Here is a 16,600-nt window from a genome sequence, read left to right on the forward strand (position 1 = left end):
ATCCCCTCGCCACAGATAAAATTCCTTCATCACAGAGGCCTGCATCCGTCTCGACATTATTCGAACAGCGCATCCAACGCCTGCTCCAGGCGTGTCACCGCAATGATCTGCAACCCCGCCGGTGCTTCCTTCGGCGCGTTGCCCTTGGGCACGATGGCGCGCTTGAAGCCGTGCTTGGCCGCCTCCTTGAGCCGCTCCTGCCCACTGGGCACCGGCCGCACTTCGCCCGAAAGCCCCACTTCGCCAAACACCAACAGATCATGGGGCAGCGGTCGATTGCGCAGGCTGGACATGACGGCCGCCATCAATGCCAGGTCGGACGCGGTCTCCAGCACCTTGACCCCGCCCACCACGTTGAGGAATACGTCCTGGTCATGCGTAGGAATCCCGCCGTGCCGGTGCAGGACAGCCAACAGCATGGCCAGCCGGTTCTGATCCAGCCCCAAGGTGACCCGGCGCGGGTTCGCCAGGTGGCTGTCATCCACCAACGCCTGCACTTCCACCAGCATCGGGCGGGTGCCTTCCCAGGTGGCCATGACCACGCTGCCTGGCACTTCCTCCTGGGCTCGCGTCAGAAAAATCGCCGAAGGGTTGGATACTTCCTTCAGGCCCCGGTCAGTCATGCCGAAAACGCCCAACTCGTTGACGGCGCCAAAACGGTTCTTCACCGCCCTCAGCAAACGCAGGCGCCCATCGGATTCGCCTTCGAAATACAACACCGTGTCCACCATGTGCTCCAGCACGCGCGGCCCCGCCAGCGCGCCTTCCTTGGTGACGTGGCCTACCAGGAAGATCGCCGTGCCGCTCTGCTTGGCGTAGCGCACCAGCAACGCCGCGCTCTCGCGTACCTGAGACACGCCGCCCGGAGCCGATTGCAGTTGTTCGGTGAAAATGGTCTGGATCGAGTCGATCACCATGACCTTGGGTTTTTCCAGGCGCGCCGTGGCGATGATCGTTTCGATACAAGTCTCGGTCATCACCCGCAGTTGATCCTGGGGCAAGCCCAAACGCCGGGCGCGCATGGCGACTTGTTGCTGGGATTCTTCGCCGGTCACGTAAAGGGCGGGCATGCGCGTGGCGAGGTTGCACAGGGTTTGCAGCAGGATGGTGGATTTGCCTATGCCAGGGTCGCCGCCAATCAACACCACCGAACCGTCCACCAGGCCGCCGCCCAGCACACGGTCCAGCTCGCCGGACGCGGTAGAGAAGCGCGGGATTTCCTCGACGCTGACTTCGGCCAGGGTCTTGATCTGCGCTTGTTGGCCGGCCCACCCGGTGCGGCCGGTAGGCGCCGCCGCCCCGCCGCTCTCCACCATGGTTTCGGTCAGGGTGTTCCAGGCCCCACATTCGCTGCATTGGCCAGCCCATTTGGGAAAGGTCGAGCCGCACTCGGTGCAGCCGTACATGCGCTTTGCCTTGGCCATCTGAACTCCGGGTAAAAACCGCGATGATAACAGCCGGGCTTTACTGCGGGGCCGGCATTCTGATTTCACCCTTTGCCAGGCCAGCCGCGGTATTGCCCAGCGGATCCCTGGCATCCAGGTCGGCGCCCTTGGCCTTCAGGGCGTCGAGCAACTCATCGCGCTTGAACAGGCCGGCATACATCGCCGCAGTCTGTCCGGCACCGTTGCGTTGGTCGGGGCTGCAGTCGGTCGACAATAAACGCCGCGCGATCTGCACTTCGCCCTTGAAAATGGCGCCCATCAGCGCCGTGTTGCCACGTTTGTCCTGGGCGCAGGCATCCGCCCCGGCAGCCAGCAGCCGTTCCACCGCCGGCCCGTGGCCGTGATAAGCCGCCAGGATCAGCGCGGTGTAGCCCTTTTCGTCGCGAGTATCGAGCGAGTAGCCGGCCTCTATGAACGTATTGAGCATCGGCACATCGCCCCGGCGGGCGGCGTCGAAATAATAGTCTTGCAACTGTTCCCGCACCCCGGCCGTGTCGGCGGGCGGAACCTGATCAGCCAGCACAGCCCATGACCCAGTGGCGAATATCAGTAAAAGGAATTTACGCATCGTGGCCTCTCCATACGATTCCAGACAGGGGGAGCCGACCAGCTCGTCTCCCCCCGGTGGATCAGTCGTTCAGCTTCTCGGCCAACGCCTTGACCCGCGCCAGATCGCCCTTGGCGACACGGGCCACGCCGGTGCCGTATTCAGGGTCAGCCTTGTAGAGGAACGACAGGATGATGTGCTTGCTCTCATCGTCGGTGGTCGCCAATGACCCGCCGAAACTTTCGATCAGGTCATCACGCTCTTTCTTGCCGAACGAACGGTACAGATCACCGGCCTGCTTGAAATTCTGCTCACGCTGGATTTTCGCCTGCTGGGTACTGCCGGTCAGCTCGGTCTGGCTATAGCGCGCAGCGGACTGCTCTTCACGTGGCAGCAGCCGGCTCGGCTGATAATTCACGCCGGTACTGCTGCTGCCAGCATTCATCGCGCCGTCCTGGTTACCGTTATTGACGGCGACCTTGGGGGCGTTGATGGGCAATTGCAACGCGTTCGGCCCGACCCGGTACATTTGCGTATCGGCATAAGAAAACACCCGGCCCTGCAACAGGCGATCTTCCGAAGGTTCAATGCCCGGCACCAGGTTGGCGGGCGCCATCGCCACTTGTTCGGTTTCCTGGAATACATTTGCCGGGTTGCGATTCAAGACCATTTGTCCAACTTTTCGCTCAGGCACATCCGGCCAGATCTTGGTGGCGTCCAGTGGGTCGAAGTCGAACGTGGACAAGTCCTGCGGCTTGAGTACCTGGACGTACAAGTCCCACTTGGGAAAGTTGCCCTTGTTGATATGACTGACCAAGTCATTGGTCATGTGGCTGTAATCCTGCCCCTGTACTTTCACGACTTCTTTCGGGTCGAGATTCTTCAGCCCCTGCAAACTTTTCCAATGAAACTTCACATAACTGATCTCGCCCTTGGCATTGATCAGTTTGTAAGCATGCACGCCGTTACCGTCCATTTCACGATAACTGGCTGGCGTGCCGGAGTTGGAATACAGCTCTGTCAGCGTGCGAGTCGCTTCCGGGACATGGGAAAAGAAATCGAAACGACGGGAGTCATCGTCCAGGTTAGTTCGCGGGTCAGGTTTGAACGCGTGCACCATGTCGGGAAACTTGATGGCGTCGCGAATGAAGAATGTCGGGAAGTTATTACCCACCAGATCCCAGTTGCCATCGGCGGTATAGAACTTGGTGGCAAAGCCACGAGGGTCGCGCAACGTCTCCGGCGAATGATTGCCGTGCACCACGGCGGAAAAGCGCACGAACACCGGCGTGACTTGCCCAGCGGCGAAGACCTTCGCCTTGGTCAAGTCGCTCAGGTCATTGGAGACAGTAAATTCGCCATGGGCCCCGGTACCACGGGCATGCACGACACGCTCGGGGATGCGCTCACGGTCAAAACGCTGGAGCTTCTGGATAAGTTGCACATCCTGCAGCAAGGTCGGGCCATTGGGGCCTGCGGTTTGCGAGTTCTGGTTGTCGCCTACCGCCGCGCCATTGTCGCGGGTCAAGGTGGCGGCATTGACGGACAGGGAAAACAGGCTGGCGGTGAGCACAACAAGTGAGCGACGACCGGACATGGCGCCGAGGCCTGGGGAAATGTTCATTGGCGTTTCCTCTGATTTTATAGAGCGCATCCATGTGCGCCTTTCAGAGGCTAGTGCCCGAAAATCCAAAACCTAAATAGAAATGCCATACCGCATTGATAGAAAAAACGGTGTAGGGAATCGGGCTGAAACCGCGTATCACGCGCGATTGGTGGCACTTTGTAAACTTTTCACAGGCTGCCGAGTCGATAAACAGGCCAGCAAATGTAAGCAGGCATGTCGAGCGATCCACGTTTGGCTGGCTTACACTGCGGGTACCTACTTATCTGTCACAAGGAATAACTCATGGGCGTGCTAAGCGAGTTCAAGGCCTTCGCGGTCAAAGGCAATGTCGTCGACATGGCCGTCGGGATTATCATCGGTGCCGCTTTTGGCAAGATTGTTTCGTCATTCGTGGGTGACGTGGTCATGCCTCCGATCGGCCTTTTGATCGGCGGGGTGGACTTCAGCGACCTGGCCATCACACTCAAGGCCGCCCAAGGCGATACGCCGGCCGTCGTGCTGGCCTACGGCAAGTTCATCCAGAGCATGGTGGACTTCATCATCGTCGCGTTCGCCATTTTCATGGGCGTCAAGGCCATCAACCGCCTCAAGCGCGAAGAGGCCGTTGCCCCGAGCGCGCCCCCCGTCCCCACCAAGGAAGAACAATTGCTGAGCGAAATTCGCGACCTGCTCAAGGCCCAAAACGAACGGCCCTGAGCATTCACGCAAATAAAAAATGGCGTCCACTGGACGCCATTTTCCTTACCAGTAGTTTTCCACCGCCACCTGCCCAGGCCGGCGAGTGAGGCTCAGTTGCAGGCCCTTGGCCTTGAGCAGCTTGCGTGTGTCGTCGATCATTTGCGGATTGCCGCACAGCATGACGCGCGAGTGCTCCGGCGTCAGCGTGACATTGGCGGCTCGCTCCAATTCGCCATTTTCAATCAGCGTGGTGATTCGCCCATTCAACGCGGCCGGATGCTGCTCGCGGGTGACCGTTGGAATGAACCGAAACTTATGGGCGTATTCGGCAAGATAATCACGCTGGGTCAACCCTTCGATCAACGCCTGATAGGCCAGCTCCCGTCCTTCGCGAACGCTATAGACCAGGATGATTCGCTCGAATTTTTCCCAGACCTCGAAGTCCTGGAGGATTGAGAGAAACGGCGCAACGCCGGTGCCCGTGGACAAAAGCCACAAGTCCCGTCCATCCACGAAACGGTCCAGGGTCAGGTAACCAAAGGCCTGGCGTTCGACCAATAGACAATCACCGGGCTTGAGGCGGCTGAGCTCGCTGGTGAACTCTCCGTCCGGGACGACGATGGAAAAAAACTCGAGGAATTCGTCAAAGGGTGACGACACCATGGAATAGGCGCGCCACACGGTCGTACCGTCCGCCTTGACGACCCCAAGCCGGGCGAACTGGCCTGCCCGAAAGCGAAAGCCGCGATCTCGGGTGGTACGCAATGTAAACAGATGAGGCGTCAGGGGTTGCACGTCGATCAGCGTCTGGCGGGTAAACTTTTCTGCGCTGTCAGTCATGGGCGACTCCAATGGGACAAGACTCTAGTGTCCCGCAAAGTCGCCACGTTAACCACCGAGAAGAAGGATAGCATTAAGCTATCAACTCAGGTCCTGCCGGGAAAAATCTTCTAGCAGAGTTATACAGAACTAAAATCATGTATCGAAAAAACGAAATAGCCGTGAGTTATTTAATAGCAACAAGTACAAGTGAAAAGAAAAAATTCTAACTAGAGCGAAGGATAAGTCCTACACTCTTTCTCGCATCACCGATTGGATCCGCTTCGCGGTATGTCACCCCAGGAGAATGCGATGGACGAATGGAAAGATTTGCAACTAAGAAAACTATCGTGTGAACAGGACTTGCAAAAAGCTTATCGCCTGGTCATGAATTTCTTTAATAATCAGGGCTTTGAATACTGTGCCTTTACAGCTTATTCAGGACTGCCAGGTCGATGTGCCAGCAAGATAAACCTCAATAATTATCCTTATGGATGGGACAGGCTCTATGAACAAAATGGTTACGCTGCTAACGATCCACTAGTGGCGCACTGCAATCAATCCGCTCTGCCTATTCTATGGGACGAACATGTTTTTTCCGAAGCCCCCAAGTTGCGGGAGGACTTAGTTCGACAGGGCCTCAGGTATGGCTGGACCCAAGCTGTCCATGATGAAAAGAGTTCTTGCTACAGCTTGTTCAGCCTCGCTAGGACTCATTGCCGTATTGACGCAGAAGAGCATTATGGGAACCTCGGCTACGCCATTTTTGCCAGCCAGAAGCTGCATACGCTGGCGAGCAAAAAATTGGCCAGGCTGCCTTCGCCAAAGACATGTCCTCTCTCGCCTCGCGAAATTGAAGTATTGAGATGGTCCGCCGAAGGCAAGACCGCCTCGGAAGTCGGCAGGATCCTTTGCCTTTCCGAACGCACCGTGAACTTCCATGTTTGTAGCTGCATGCGCAAATTGAACGTGACCAATAAAATCTCGGCGGTGGCCAAGGCGGCCCATATTCACGTGATTTGAACAGCGGGTCAGGTTGCGAACCTGAAAACCCGCGAGTAATGCCTTGCGAAAAAACGTAACATTCGCGGCTCCACTTGAATGATGACGCGCCTACCACGCGACGCAGTTCATTCAGGCGGCCCCGCTGACACACCTGCCACCAGGCAGCGGGACATTCGTTGATTTGCCAGAGTCCCAGCCATGCCTTTGCTTGACAGTCCCTTCGCCCAACTCGACCTGATCCGCCAGCCCGAACAGCAGAACGAACCGCTGCAGGCTTTCGACGCGGCCGACGAATACCTGCTTGCGTACCTGGCCGAGCAACAACCGTGCGCCGGTACCCACGTGTTGGTACTCAATGACAGCTTCGGCGCCCTGGCTGCCAGCCTTACCGGCAAAGTGCAGGTCACCAGCAGCGGGGACTCGTTCCTGGCCTTCCAGGCATTGGAGAAAAACCTGGTACGCAACGGCCTGCCCTTCGATGCGGTGCCGACCGTACCCGCCAGTGAACCGGTGGCCGGCCCCTTCGACCGAGTGCTGGTGAAAGTCCCCAAGACCCTGGCCCTGCTGGAGGAACAACTGATCCGGCTGCAAGGCCAACTGGCGCCAGGTGCGCAAGTCATTGCCGCGGCGATGGTCAAGCATCTGCCCCGGGCCGCCGGTGAGTTGCTGGAACGTTACATCGGCCCGGTCCAGGCCTCGCTGGCGGTCAAGAAGGCTCGCCTGTTGATTGCCACGCCACAAGCCAAGCCACCGGCCACCTCCCCTTATCCCACGCGTTATGGCTTGGACGAGCCGAAAATCGAGCTGCTCAACCACGCCAACGTGTTCTGTCGCGAAGGGCTGGACATCGGCACCCGTGCCTTCCTGCCGCACCTGCCAAAAAACCTGGGCTCGGCGCGGGTCGCGGACCTGGGTTGCGGCAACGGCGTGCTGGCCATCGCCAGCGCCCTGGCAAACCCGGACGCTCGCTACACCCTGGTGGACGAGTCATACATGGCCGTGCAATCGGCCGCCGAAAACTGGCGGGCCGCCCTGGGTGAGCGCGAAGTTGTCGTGAGGGCGGGAGACGGCTTGGCCGGGCAAGAAGCGCAGTCCCTGGATGTGGTGCTGTGCAACCCGCCCTTCCACCAGCAGCAAGTGGTGGGCGACTTCCTCGCCTGGCGCATGTTCCAGCAAGCCCGCGAAGCGCTGGTGGTCGGCGGCGCCCTGTACATCGTCGGCAACCGGCACCTGGGCTACCACAGCAAGCTGGCGCGCCTGTTTCGGGGCGTCGAGCAAGTGGCCGCCACGCCGAAGTTCGTGATTCTCAAGGCTCGCAAATAGGCTGGATCAGTGAGTCGTCAGCCCCGCTGCGTTCATGAACATCCGCATCAGGCTGGCGACCACAAACAGCGCCAGCACACTGCCAGCCCAAATCACCGCCAGCCAACCGAGCCGCTGCCATAACGGTTTTTTCTCAGCGGCCTCGATGTCCTTCAAGTCAGGCTTGGCCATGCTCGGCACCTCGCAGGTCGATCAATGGTAGCCGTCGTCATGGGTCACCTTGCCGCGGAACACGTAGTAGCTCCAGAAGGTGTACACCAGGATCAACGGAATGATGAACAACGTGCCGACCAGCATGAAGCCCTGGCTCTGTGGCGGTGACGCGGCGTCCCAGATCGAAATGGACGGCGGCACGATGTTCGGCCACAGGCTGATGCCCAGGCCGCTGTAGCCGAGGAAAATCAGCACCAGCGTCAGGATGAATGGCGTGTAGTTGGCATTGCGGGCCACGGCGCGGAACAACCCGTACATGGTCACGAGCACCAGGATCGGTACCGGCAGGAACCAGAACAGGTTCGGCAGGGTAAACCAGCGGGCCGCGATATCGGCGTGGGCCAGCGGCGTCCAGATACTGACGATGCCGATCACCGCCAGTACCACGAAGGCCAGCGGCCTCGCCAGATCGTGCATCTGTTCCTGCAATTTGCCTTCGGTCTTCATGATCAGCCAGGTACAGCCGAGCAAGGCGTAGGCGGCAATCAGCGCCAGGCCACAGAACATCGTGAATGGCGTGAACCAGTCCAGGGAGCCGCCAGCGTATTGGCGATTGACCACCTCGAAGCCGTCGATGAACGCCCCCAGCGCAACGCCCTGGAAGAACGTCGCCGTCAGCGAACCACCGATGAACGCCTTGTCCCACAAGTGCCGCTTCTCGGCCCTGGCCTTGAAGCGAAACTCGAACGCCACGCCCCGGAAGATCAGGCCGATGAGCATCAGGATCAGCGGCAGGTACAACGCCGAGAGCACCACCGAATAGGCCAGCGGGAACGCCCCGAACAGCCCGGCGCCGCCCAGCACCAGCCAGGTTTCGTTACCGTCCCAGACCGGCGCGACGGTGTTCATCATCACGTCGCGGTCGCGCTCGCCCTTGACGAAGGGGAAGAGAATGCCGATGCCCAGGTCGAAGCCGTCCATGATTACGTACATCATGATGCCGAAGATGATGACCACGGCCCAGATCAGCGGAAGATCAATACCCATGACTCAATTCCCCTTGTGCGAGCTGTCGTTGTGGTCCACTTCGTCGTCGCCTTCGTTGGCCGCCGACAATGGACGGGCCGGGGTGCGTTTCTGGCCAGGGCCACCATCGGTCGGCTCGGCTTCGTGGGCCACCGGGCCCTTGCGCACCAGGCGCATCATGTAGCTCAGGCCCGCGCCAAACAGGGCGAAATACACCACCACGAACATGACCAGGGTGAAACTCATTTGCGCAAAGCTATGGCCGGACGAAGCATCGGCGGTGCGCATCAAGCCGTAGACCACCCACGGCTGACGCCCGATCTCCGTAGTGAACCAGCCCGCCAGAATCGCAATAAGTCCGGACGGCCCCATCCACAGCACCAAATGCAGGAAGGGTCTGGACTGATAGAGCCGGTGACCGCGACGCAACCAGAGGCTGCACAGGCCGGTGAAGATCATCAGGAAACCCAGGCCCACCATGACCCGGAACGACCAGAACACAATGGTCGAATTCGGCCGGTCCTCAGGCGGGAACTCCTTGAGGGCCGGCACTTGATCGGTCAAGGAGTGCGTCAGGATCAAGCTGCCCAGGTACGGGATCTCCACGGCGTATTTGGTTTTTTCTGCCTTCATGTCGGGCCAGCCGAACAGGATCAGCGGCGTGGGCTCGTCGCCGACATTCTCCCAGTGGCCTTCGATCGCGGCAATTTTCGCCGGTTGATGCTTGAGGGTATTGAGGCCATGGAAGTCGCCGATGACCGCTTGTACCGGCGCCACCAGCAAGGCCATCCACATGGCCATCGACAACATGCGGCGCACGGCCGGATTGTCGCGGCCGCGCAGCAAGTGCCAGGCCGCCGATGAGCCGACGAAAAACGCCGTGGCCACAAAGGCCGCGACCGACATGTGCATCAGCCGGAACGGGAACGAAGGGTTGAACACCACCGCCAGCCAGTCCACCGGAATGACCCGCCCATCAACGATTTCGTAGCCCTGCGGGGTTTGCATCCAGCTATTGGAGGACAGGATCCAGAACGTCGAGATCAGCGTGCCGATCGCCACCATGACGGTGGAAAAGAAGTGCAGGCCGCGGCCGACGCGATTCCAGCCGAACAGCATCACACCGAGGAAACCCGCTTCGAGGAAGAACGCCGTGAGCACTTCATAGGTCAGCAGCGGCCCGGTTACAGCACCGGCGAAGTCCGAGAAACGGCTCCAGTTGGTGCCGAACTGATACGCCATGACCAGCCCGGACACCACGCCCATGCCGAAGTTGACGGCAAAGATTTTCGACCAGAAGTGGTACAGGTCGCGGTAGGTATCGTCCCGCGTCTTGAGCCACAGGCCTTCGAGTACCGCCAGGTAACTCGCCAGGCCGATGGTGATGGCCGGGAACAGGATGTGGAACGAGATCGTGAACGCAAACTGGATTCGGGCGAGATCGAGCGCCTCCAAACCGAACATAAGTCTTCCTCTGTCAGGTAAAACCGGCTGCGGGCGGGGCTTGCACCACAGCCCCCAGGGATATGGAGTGCGATGCTTTTAAAATCGTTCTTTTTTAAACCGTCACAACGCAGGACTCTGGCCGGATGGCCGCCAGCACAACGCCCCGAAAGGGAATTGACCTGGGTCAAGCAATGCTCAAAGAGTAGTCGCATATCGACCGATGGACGGCGTGGTCTTTTGTCGCGTGACAGGTTGTCTCAGTGCCAAAACCCAGCCCCAAATCCAGATTTCCCGAACCTGCAGGGACCCCGTGGCGAGGGGATTTATCCCCGCTGGGCTGCGCAGCAGCCCCAAAAGCAACGGCCCCGATCTTACTGGCACACCGAGTTATCTGGTTGAGGGCCGCTGCGCAGCCCAACGGGGATAAATCCCCTCGCCACAAGACCTATTCCCTGCGCGACAGCGCAGCGTCGGAGACGCGGCGGGGACTCCCTCGCCACAAAAGCCCGCATCAGTTTGAATTGATGTTTGGCTAACTATTTTTCCAACCACCGCAACTTCCAGTTACAGCTCGGTGATAATCTCGTGGCCTTCATCACCGGACCCCGTCACAGATGCCCAGCCAAGCACCGTTGCTGCTCCGTCACCATCGTCCCTTCATCGCCTTCTGGCTGGCCCGGATATTCACCGCCAGCGGTTTCCAGATGCTCACCGTGGCCATCGGCTGGAACCTTTATCAACTGACCGGCAACGTCCTCGACCTCGGGCTGGTCGGCCTTGTGGAATTCGCCCCGCGCGTACTGTTCATGCTTCACACCGGGCATGTGGCGGATCGATACGATCGACGCAAAGTCGCCGCGATCTGCCAATCATTGCAGGCGATGATCGCCCTGGCCCTGGCGATTGGCAGCGCCACCGACAATGTCACGCGCGAGATGATCTTCATCCTCGCCTTCCTGCTCGGCGCCGCTCGCTCGTTCGAAATGCCAACCACCCAGGCCTTGCTGCCGAGCATTGTCCCGGCTGCGCTGTTTCCCCGGGCCGTGGCCGCCGCGCAATCGGCCCAGCAATCGGCGACCATCATCGCCCCGGCCCTTGGCGGTCTGCTGTATGCCTTCGGCAGTGTCTGGGTCTATGGGCCGACCGTGCTGCTCTACATCATTGCCTGTTGCCTGATGCTCAACCTGCCTGCCAGGCAGACGCCGCTGAACAAAGGCAAGGCGACCCTCGACTCGCTGTTGGCCGGTATTCGCTTCATTCGCAGCCGCCCGGACATCCTCGGGGCGATCTCCCTGGACCTGTTCGCGGTGCTGCTGGGGGGCGCAACCGCGTTGCTACCGGTATTCGCCAAGGACATCCTGCTCACCGGGCCCTGGGGCCTGGGCCTGTTGCGTTCGGCGCCAGCGGTCGGTGCCCTGCTGATGTCGCTGTGGCTGGCGCGCTTCGCCGTAGAGCGCAAGGTCGGCCGGGTGATGTTCACCGCCGTGGGGGTGTTCGGTGTCGCCACCATCGCGTTCGGCCTCTCCACGTCATTCTGGTTTTCCCTCGCGGTGCTGGTGGTGCTGGGCGCGGCCGACATGATCAGCATGGTGATCCGCGCCTCCTTCGTACAGCTGGAAACGCCGGACGAGATGCGCGGACGGGTCAGCGCAGTGAATGGCTTGTTCATCGGCGCGTCGAACCAGTTGGGCGAATTCGAATCCGGCCTCACCGCCCATTGGTTCGGCACCGTGCCGGCAGTGGTCATGGGCGGCGTCGGCACGCTGTTGGTGACGGGAGCCTGGATCAAATTGTTCCCGACCCTGGCCCACCGCGACCGGATGCACGAACCGGTGGACGACGCAAAAGCCTAGGCTCGGTACGAAATGTATCCGCACTCGCCCATACTGCGTTGAAACGGGGCTCGGAATGCTCATGTACTCCAGTACACTGCGCTTCCTCGCCCCGTTTCGCCTTGTCTGGCCTTCGCGCGAACACATTTCGTACAGAGCCTAGAGCAACTTGTCCAGGGTGATCGGGAATTCCCGCACCCGCTTGCCCGTGGCGTGGTAGATCGCATTCGCCACCGCTGCGGCCACACCGACAATGCCAATCTCGCCGACACCCTTGGAACCGAGGGCGTTGACGATCTCGTCATGTTCCTCGACAAAAATCACGTCTATGTCACCGATATCGGCGTTAACCGGCACGTGGTATTCGGCCAGGTTGTGGTTCATGTGGCGGCCCAGGGCGTGGTCAGTCAGGGTTTCTTCATGCAGCGCCATGCCGACGCCCCAGACCACGCCACCGAGGATCTGGCTGCGGGCGGTTTTCGGATTGATTACCCGTCCGGCGGCAATCGCGCTGACGACCCGATTGACCTTCACCGTGCCGAGGTCTTCGTCCACCAGCACCTCAACGAATACGGCCGAGTGCGTCGCGGTGGCGTAGGCCTGGCGTTTCTCGTCCGGCCCGGCGGAGACCTCGGCCTGCAACGGCATTTCACCGCTTTTGCGCGCCAGCTCCGACAGCGCGACACGGGCCGCGCCCATGCGCAGCTCACCGTCGGCAAACGTGACCTGTTCAAGGGTCGCGGCGCTGAACTCAGGGCAGGACTGCCGGGCCACAGCGAGCAGTTTTTCCCTGAGCGCTTCACAGGCCTGCTGCACCGCCGTCCCCACGGACGAGACGGTAAACGAACCGCCCTGCAGTGGGGCCGTCGGAAGCGACGAGTCACCCAGAACAAAGGTGACATTCTCAAGGGAAACGCCTGACGCCTCGGCGGCAATCTGAGTCATGACCGTGTAGGTACCGGTGCCGATATCGGTGGTCGCGCTGCTGACGGTCAACTTGCCATCGGCGTCCAGCGATGCCCGGGCGCTGGCCTTCTGCTGCATGGCTTCCCACACGCCGCCGGCCATGCCCCAGCCCACCAATTGCCGGTCCTTGCGCATGCTGCGCGGTTCCGGGTTGCGCTTGTCCCAGCCGAAACGCTTGGCACCTTCGGCGTAACAGGCCCGCAGTTCCTTGCTGGAATACGGCTTGTCCTCGTTTTCGTTGCGCTCGGCGTAGTTGATCAGGCGCAACTGCACCGGGTCGATTGCCAAGGCACAGGCCAACTCGTCCATGGCGCATTCCAGGCCGATCAACCCAAGGGCCGCGCCCGGCGCGCGCATGTCCAGCGGCGTGTAGACGTCCAGCGGCGCCAGCTTGTAGGTCAACGTCACGTTGTCGCAGTGATAGAGCATGCCGCTCCACTCCACGACGTGTTCGGTGAAGTCTTCGAAACGCGAGGTCTGGCCGATGGCGGAGTGCGCCACGGCAAGCAACCTGCCGTTGGCGGCGGCGCCCAGTTGCAGGCGCTGGAAGGTTCGTGGCCGATAGCCGAAGGTAAACATCTGCTGGCGCGTCAGGCTCACGCGTACCGAGCGTTTCAGCGCCAGCGCGGCCATCACCGCCAGCGGCAATTGGTATTGCGGCCGCAGTCCGGAACCGAAGGCGCCGCCTACGAACGCGGCAAACACCCGCACGTGTTCCTTCTCCAGGCCGAACACTTTTTGCACATACTGCTGGCAGTTCTGCGCGCCTTGGGTCTTGTCGTGGATATTCAGGCTGCCGTCGGGTTGATACAGCACGGTGGAGGCGTGAGGCTCCATCGGGTTGTGATGCTCAACCGGGGTGCTGTAGGACACATCCACGCTCAACGCCGAACTGGCGTACTCGCCCTGGAAATTCCCACGGGGCTTGGGCAATTCGGCTGGCGCCGGATGGGCTTCGTTTTGCTGGATGGTCAGGTCGGTCTGATGCGCCTCGGCTTCGTACTCGATGTCCACGAGCGAGCCGGCATAACGGGCCAGTTCCAGGTTCTCGGCCACCACCAGGGCCAGCGGCTGGCCGCTGTAGAGAATCCGCTCGTTGAACAGCGGCCTGAACGGTGAGCCCTCCGCCGCATCGGCATCCTGGTAGGGCTCGTCGTAACTGGCGATTCTCGGGCGATTGGTGTGGTCGATCACCGCGACGACGCCCGGCAGCGCCAAGGCCCGGGAGGCATCGATGCGCACAACGCGGCCGCGGGCAATCGCGCTGGACACCACGCTGCCGTGCAACAAGCCACGCTCGGGGTATTCACCGGCATAACGGGCGCGACCGGTCACCTTGAGCAGGCCATCGACCCGGTCCAGCGGTTGCCCTATGATTTTGCTCTGTGCGTTCATCGGGCGGTCCCTCCCACCAGTGCCGCTTCGCTCAAGGCGCGGACGATCGCCCGTCGCGCCAGTTTGACCTTGAAGCCGTTGTGCGCCAGCGGTTCAGCGTCCTGCAACAGTGCATCCGCAGCCGCCGTGAAGGTTTCACGGCTGACGGCCTGGCCCGCCAGCCAGCTCTCCACCGCCCGGTCGCGCCAAGGCTTGTGTGCCACGCCGCCGAGGGCCAGGCGCGCCTGTCGGATCACCGGTCCGTCCAGCTCCAGCGCCGCCGCCACCGACACCAGCGCGAAAGCATAGGACGCCCGGTCGCGGATTTTCAGGTAATGGCTGTGTTCGGCGAAACCGGCGGGCGGCAGCTCGATGTAGGTGATCAGCTCGTCATCGGCCAGTTGATTGTCCCGGTCCGGAGCGTCGCCGGGAAGGCGATGGAAGTCGGCGAATTCGATGGTCCGTGGACCACCGCGCCCCAGCACATGGACCACCGCATCAAGGGCCGCCAGGGCCACGCACATGTCTGAGGGATGCGTCGCGACGCACTGCTCACTGGCTCCCAGGATCGCGTGTATCCGATTCAAGCCGCTTCGGGCCGGGCAGCCACTGCCGGGCCTGCGTTTGTTGCAGGGCACGCTGGCGTCGTAAAAATAGTAACAACGGGTGCGCTGCAACAGATTGCCACCCGTGCTGGCCATGTTGCGCAACTGCGGCGAAGCACCGGCGAGGATGGCCTGGGAAAGCAACGGATAACGGCGCTCGATCCAAGGATGCCAGGCCAGGTCGGCATTGCTCACCAACGCGCCGATCATCACCCCGCCCGAGGGCGTTTCGCTGAGGTCGGCCAAGGGCAGACCGGTGATATCGATCAGATGCTCGGGGCGGGTGAGGTTTTCCTTCATCAGGTCCAGCAGATTGGTGCCGCCAGCGATGAAGCGCGAATGGGCACTCGACAGTTCCACGGCCGCCCGCAGCGTATCGGGCTTGCTGTAGCGGAAGGGATTCACGACTCACCTCCCGTCTGCTGGCAGAGCGGCAGGGCTTCTTCAATGGCATCGCGGATGTTGTTATAGGCACCGCACCGGCAGAGATTGCCGCTCATCAGCTCGCTGATTTCAGCCGAGCCCTGCGCCCTGCCCTCGTTGGCCAAGCCCACCGCCGAACAGATCTGCCCTGGCGTGCAGTAACCACACTGGAAGGCGTCATGCTTGATGAATGCACGTTGCATGGGATGCAATTCATCGCCATCCGCCAAGCCCTCGACAGTGGTCAGCTCGGCGCCATCGCACATTATCGCCAGGGTCAGGCAGGCGTTGATCCGCTTGCCGTCGCGCAGCACCGTGCAGGCACCGCACTGGCCGTGGTCACAGCCCTTCTTGCTGCCTACCAGGTCCAACTGCTCGCGCAGCAGGTCCAGCAGCGTGGTCCAGGGCAACACTTGCAACTCGCGCACCGCGCCATTGAGGGTCAGACGTATGGGATGAGGGACGAAGGACGCCGGCGTCGCTTCGGACAAAGTCGCGCTCATGGAACACCTCACGGTTAGTCGTACACGCGGCGTTTTGGGAAACCACCGTCATAAGGGGTACGACTTCGGGGTGTGGTGAGCGTTCAAGGCGATTGAATGACGAAACACCGGCGTCTGCTGCGCAGCCGAGCGGGAGCAAGCTCCCTCGCCACGAGACTGCGCAGGTTTTTGAAGTGTCAGGCCAACAGTTCAGCCGCTACCACGCTCCTCACCCCTTTACCGGCAAGTGCTTCCACCAGCGCAAGGGCGAACACCAGGGCGGCGGCGGAACCCTGGGCGGTGATGCAATTGCCGTCCACCACCACCGGTTGATCGACGAAGCTGCACCCGGACAGTTGCTGACTGACCGCAGGCAGGCAGGTCATGCGACGCTGGCGCAGGACGCCGAATGCCTGGAGCACCAACGCCGGGGCTTCGGCGATGGCGGCAAACAAGCGCCCGGCCGCGACCTGGTCCTTGACCAACTGCTGCAAGGGCTGATGGGCGGCCAGGTGCTGCGCGCCGATGATGCCGCCGGGCAGGACGATCAGGTCGAAATCCTGCACCAGCACGTCCACCAGCATGCCGTCGGCGGTCAGGCGCGTGCCGCGTGCGCAAGTCAGCATGCGACGACCTTCGATACTCGCCACCACCACTTCAAGCTGCGCGCGACGCAACACGTCGATCAGCGTCACCGCCTGCAAGTCATCGACGCCTTCGGCCACGGCGATCAGGGCTCGGGGGATCTTGGTTCCAGGAATCATGGGCGCTCTCCACTGGGTGATGCTTGTAGTGTAGGAGTTGTCGAAGGCTGCGATCTTTTGATAGGCGCTTGAGATTCAAGTCAGG

General features: G+C 61.1%; 15 protein-coding genes. 4 read left to right on the top strand and 11 right to left on the bottom strand.

All coding sequences use genetic code 11. From position 1 onward, the window contains the following. Positions 1 to 56: 56 nt before the first annotated feature. The 3 genes from radA to katB form a co-directional block, all read right to left on the bottom strand. A complete protein-coding gene (radA, locus tag JMN22_RS09420) occupies positions 57 to 1,424 on the bottom strand; it encodes a DNA repair protein RadA (protein WP_030140305.1) in 1,368 nt (455 codons plus the stop codon). Between the two features lie 40 nt (positions 1,425 to 1,464). Continuing rightward, positions 1,465 to 2,013 (bottom strand): ankyrin repeat domain-containing protein, encoded by a 549-nt coding sequence (locus JMN22_RS09425; RefSeq protein ID WP_030140306.1) that lies wholly within the window; start codon positions 2,011 to 2,013, stop codon positions 1,465 to 1,467. A gap of 61 nt (positions 2,014 to 2,074) precedes the next feature. Beyond that, positions 2,075 to 3,589, bottom strand: a complete 1,515-nt coding sequence (gene katB, locus JMN22_RS09430) for a catalase KatB (protein WP_410002290.1) — start codon at positions 3,587 to 3,589, stop codon at positions 2,075 to 2,077. Positions 3,590 to 3,901: 312 nt separating this feature from the next. Here katB and mscL point away from each other — a divergent pair, with 312 nt between their 5' ends. After that, positions 3,902 to 4,315 carry a large-conductance mechanosensitive channel protein MscL gene (gene mscL, locus JMN22_RS09435; protein WP_181289472.1) on the top strand — a complete coding sequence of 138 codons (414 nt, stop codon included), beginning with the start codon at positions 3,902 to 3,904 and terminating at the stop codon, positions 4,313 to 4,315. Positions 4,316 to 4,360: 45 nt separating this feature from the next. On the opposite strand, the gene JMN22_RS09440 is transcribed toward mscL, so the two are convergent. Beyond that, positions 4,361 to 5,137, bottom strand: a complete 777-nt coding sequence (locus JMN22_RS09440; protein ID WP_030140309.1) for a ferredoxin--NADP reductase — start codon at positions 5,135 to 5,137, stop codon at positions 4,361 to 4,363. 291 nt (positions 5,138 to 5,428) lie between these two features. On the opposite strand from JMN22_RS09440, the gene JMN22_RS09445 reads away from it, so the two are divergent. Next, positions 5,429 to 6,139, top strand: coding sequence for an autoinducer binding domain-containing protein (locus JMN22_RS09445; RefSeq protein WP_202334970.1), 711 nt, complete (start codon positions 5,429 to 5,431; stop codon positions 6,137 to 6,139). 180 nt (positions 6,140 to 6,319) lie between these two features. Beyond that, a complete protein-coding gene (locus tag JMN22_RS09450) occupies positions 6,320 to 7,444 on the top strand; it encodes a methyltransferase (RefSeq protein WP_030140311.1) in 1,125 nt (374 codons plus the stop codon). 6 nt (positions 7,445 to 7,450) lie between these two features. Here the strand turns inward: JMN22_RS09450 and JMN22_RS09455 are convergent, their stop codons facing one another. Genes JMN22_RS09455 through JMN22_RS09465 form a run of 3 tightly spaced genes read right to left on the bottom strand, consistent with a single transcriptional unit; the run spans position 7,451 to position 10,087 of the window. After that, the gene (locus tag JMN22_RS09455) at positions 7,451 to 7,615 is read right to left on the bottom strand and encodes a DUF2474 domain-containing protein (protein WP_080628560.1); all 165 of its coding nucleotides are present in this window, start codon (positions 7,613 to 7,615) and stop codon (positions 7,451 to 7,453) included. 21 nt (positions 7,616 to 7,636) lie between these two features. Beyond that, the gene (gene cydB / locus JMN22_RS09460) at positions 7,637 to 8,644 is read right to left on the bottom strand and encodes a cytochrome d ubiquinol oxidase subunit II (protein ID WP_030140312.1); all 1,008 of its coding nucleotides are present in this window, start codon (positions 8,642 to 8,644) and stop codon (positions 7,637 to 7,639) included. A gap of 3 nt (positions 8,645 to 8,647) precedes the next feature. After that, positions 8,648 to 10,087, bottom strand: a complete 1,440-nt coding sequence (locus tag JMN22_RS09465; RefSeq protein ID WP_030140313.1) for a cytochrome ubiquinol oxidase subunit I — start codon at positions 10,085 to 10,087, stop codon at positions 8,648 to 8,650. 596 nt (positions 10,088 to 10,683) lie between these two features. Between JMN22_RS09465 and JMN22_RS09470 the strand changes: the two genes are divergently transcribed. After that, a complete protein-coding gene (locus tag JMN22_RS09470; RefSeq protein ID WP_202334971.1) occupies positions 10,684 to 11,922 on the top strand; it encodes an MFS transporter in 1,239 nt (412 codons plus the stop codon). Positions 11,923 to 12,060: 138 nt separating this feature from the next. On the opposite strand, the gene JMN22_RS09475 is transcribed toward JMN22_RS09470, so the two are convergent. The 4 genes from JMN22_RS09475 to JMN22_RS09490 all read right to left on the bottom strand — a co-directional run bounded on the left by JMN22_RS09475 (position 12,061) and on the right by JMN22_RS09490 (position 16,515). Then, on the bottom strand, positions 12,061 to 14,262 hold the full coding sequence (locus JMN22_RS09475) for a xanthine dehydrogenase family protein molybdopterin-binding subunit (protein WP_198798298.1): 2,202 nt from the start codon (positions 14,260 to 14,262) through the stop codon (positions 12,061 to 12,063). Continuing rightward, the gene (locus JMN22_RS09480; protein ID WP_030140316.1) at positions 14,259 to 15,251 is read right to left on the bottom strand and encodes an FAD binding domain-containing protein; all 993 of its coding nucleotides are present in this window, start codon (positions 15,249 to 15,251) and stop codon (positions 14,259 to 14,261) included. Before JMN22_RS09480 ends, JMN22_RS09475 begins: the two co-directional genes overlap by 4 nt. Continuing rightward, complete coding sequence (locus tag JMN22_RS09485; protein ID WP_198798299.1) at positions 15,248 to 15,772, bottom strand: (2Fe-2S)-binding protein; 525 nt, start codon at positions 15,770 to 15,772, stop codon at positions 15,248 to 15,250. Before JMN22_RS09485 ends, JMN22_RS09480 begins: the two co-directional genes overlap by 4 nt. A gap of 176 nt (positions 15,773 to 15,948) precedes the next feature. After that, on the bottom strand, positions 15,949 to 16,515 hold the full coding sequence (locus JMN22_RS09490) for a DJ-1 family glyoxalase III (RefSeq protein ID WP_198798300.1): 567 nt from the start codon (positions 16,513 to 16,515) through the stop codon (positions 15,949 to 15,951). Between the last annotated feature and the right edge of the window lie 85 nt (positions 16,516 to 16,600).

Origin of the sequence: Pseudomonas sp. HB05 (genome assembly GCF_016756915.1) — a bacterium.
In the GTDB taxonomy this organism is placed as follows: Bacteria; Pseudomonadota; Gammaproteobacteria; order Pseudomonadales; family Pseudomonadaceae; genus Aquipseudomonas; species Aquipseudomonas alvandae.

Excerpts from the sequence above, each read along its gene's own strand:
- cydB (WP_030140312.1), bottom strand. The coding sequence starts at position 8,644 with ATGGGTATTGATCTTCCGCTGATCTGGGCCGTGGTCATCATCTTCGGC.
- JMN22_RS09445 (WP_202334970.1), top strand. The coding sequence starts at position 5,429 with ATGGACGAATGGAAAGATTTGCAACTAAGAAAACTATCGTGTGAACAG.
- JMN22_RS09490 (WP_198798300.1), bottom strand. The coding sequence starts at position 16,515 with ATGATTCCTGGAACCAAGATCCCCCGAGCCCTGATCGCCGTGGCCGAA.
- JMN22_RS09470 (WP_202334971.1), top strand. The coding sequence starts at position 10,684 with ATGCCCAGCCAAGCACCGTTGCTGCTCCGTCACCATCGTCCCTTCATC.
- JMN22_RS09440 (WP_030140309.1), bottom strand. The coding sequence starts at position 5,137 with ATGACTGACAGCGCAGAAAAGTTTACCCGCCAGACGCTGATCGACGTG.
- katB (WP_410002290.1), bottom strand. The coding sequence starts at position 3,589 with ATGTCCGGTCGTCGCTCACTTGTTGTGCTCACCGCCAGCCTGTTTTCC.
- JMN22_RS09425 (WP_030140306.1), bottom strand. The coding sequence starts at position 2,013 with ATGCGTAAATTCCTTTTACTGATATTCGCCACTGGGTCATGGGCTGTG.
- mscL (WP_181289472.1), top strand. The coding sequence starts at position 3,902 with ATGGGCGTGCTAAGCGAGTTCAAGGCCTTCGCGGTCAAAGGCAATGTC.
- JMN22_RS09475 (WP_198798298.1), bottom strand. The coding sequence starts at position 14,262 with ATGAACGCACAGAGCAAAATCATAGGGCAACCGCTGGACCGGGTCGAT.
- JMN22_RS09485 (WP_198798299.1), bottom strand. The coding sequence starts at position 15,772 with ATGAGCGCGACTTTGTCCGAAGCGACGCCGGCGTCCTTCGTCCCTCAT.
- JMN22_RS09465 (WP_030140313.1), bottom strand. The coding sequence starts at position 10,087 with ATGTTCGGTTTGGAGGCGCTCGATCTCGCCCGAATCCAGTTTGCGTTC.
- JMN22_RS09455 (WP_080628560.1), bottom strand. The coding sequence starts at position 7,615 with ATGGCCAAGCCTGACTTGAAGGACATCGAGGCCGCTGAGAAAAAACCG.
- JMN22_RS09450 (WP_030140311.1), top strand. The coding sequence starts at position 6,320 with ATGCCTTTGCTTGACAGTCCCTTCGCCCAACTCGACCTGATCCGCCAG.
- radA (WP_030140305.1), bottom strand. The coding sequence starts at position 1,424 with ATGGCCAAGGCAAAGCGCATGTACGGCTGCACCGAGTGCGGCTCGACC.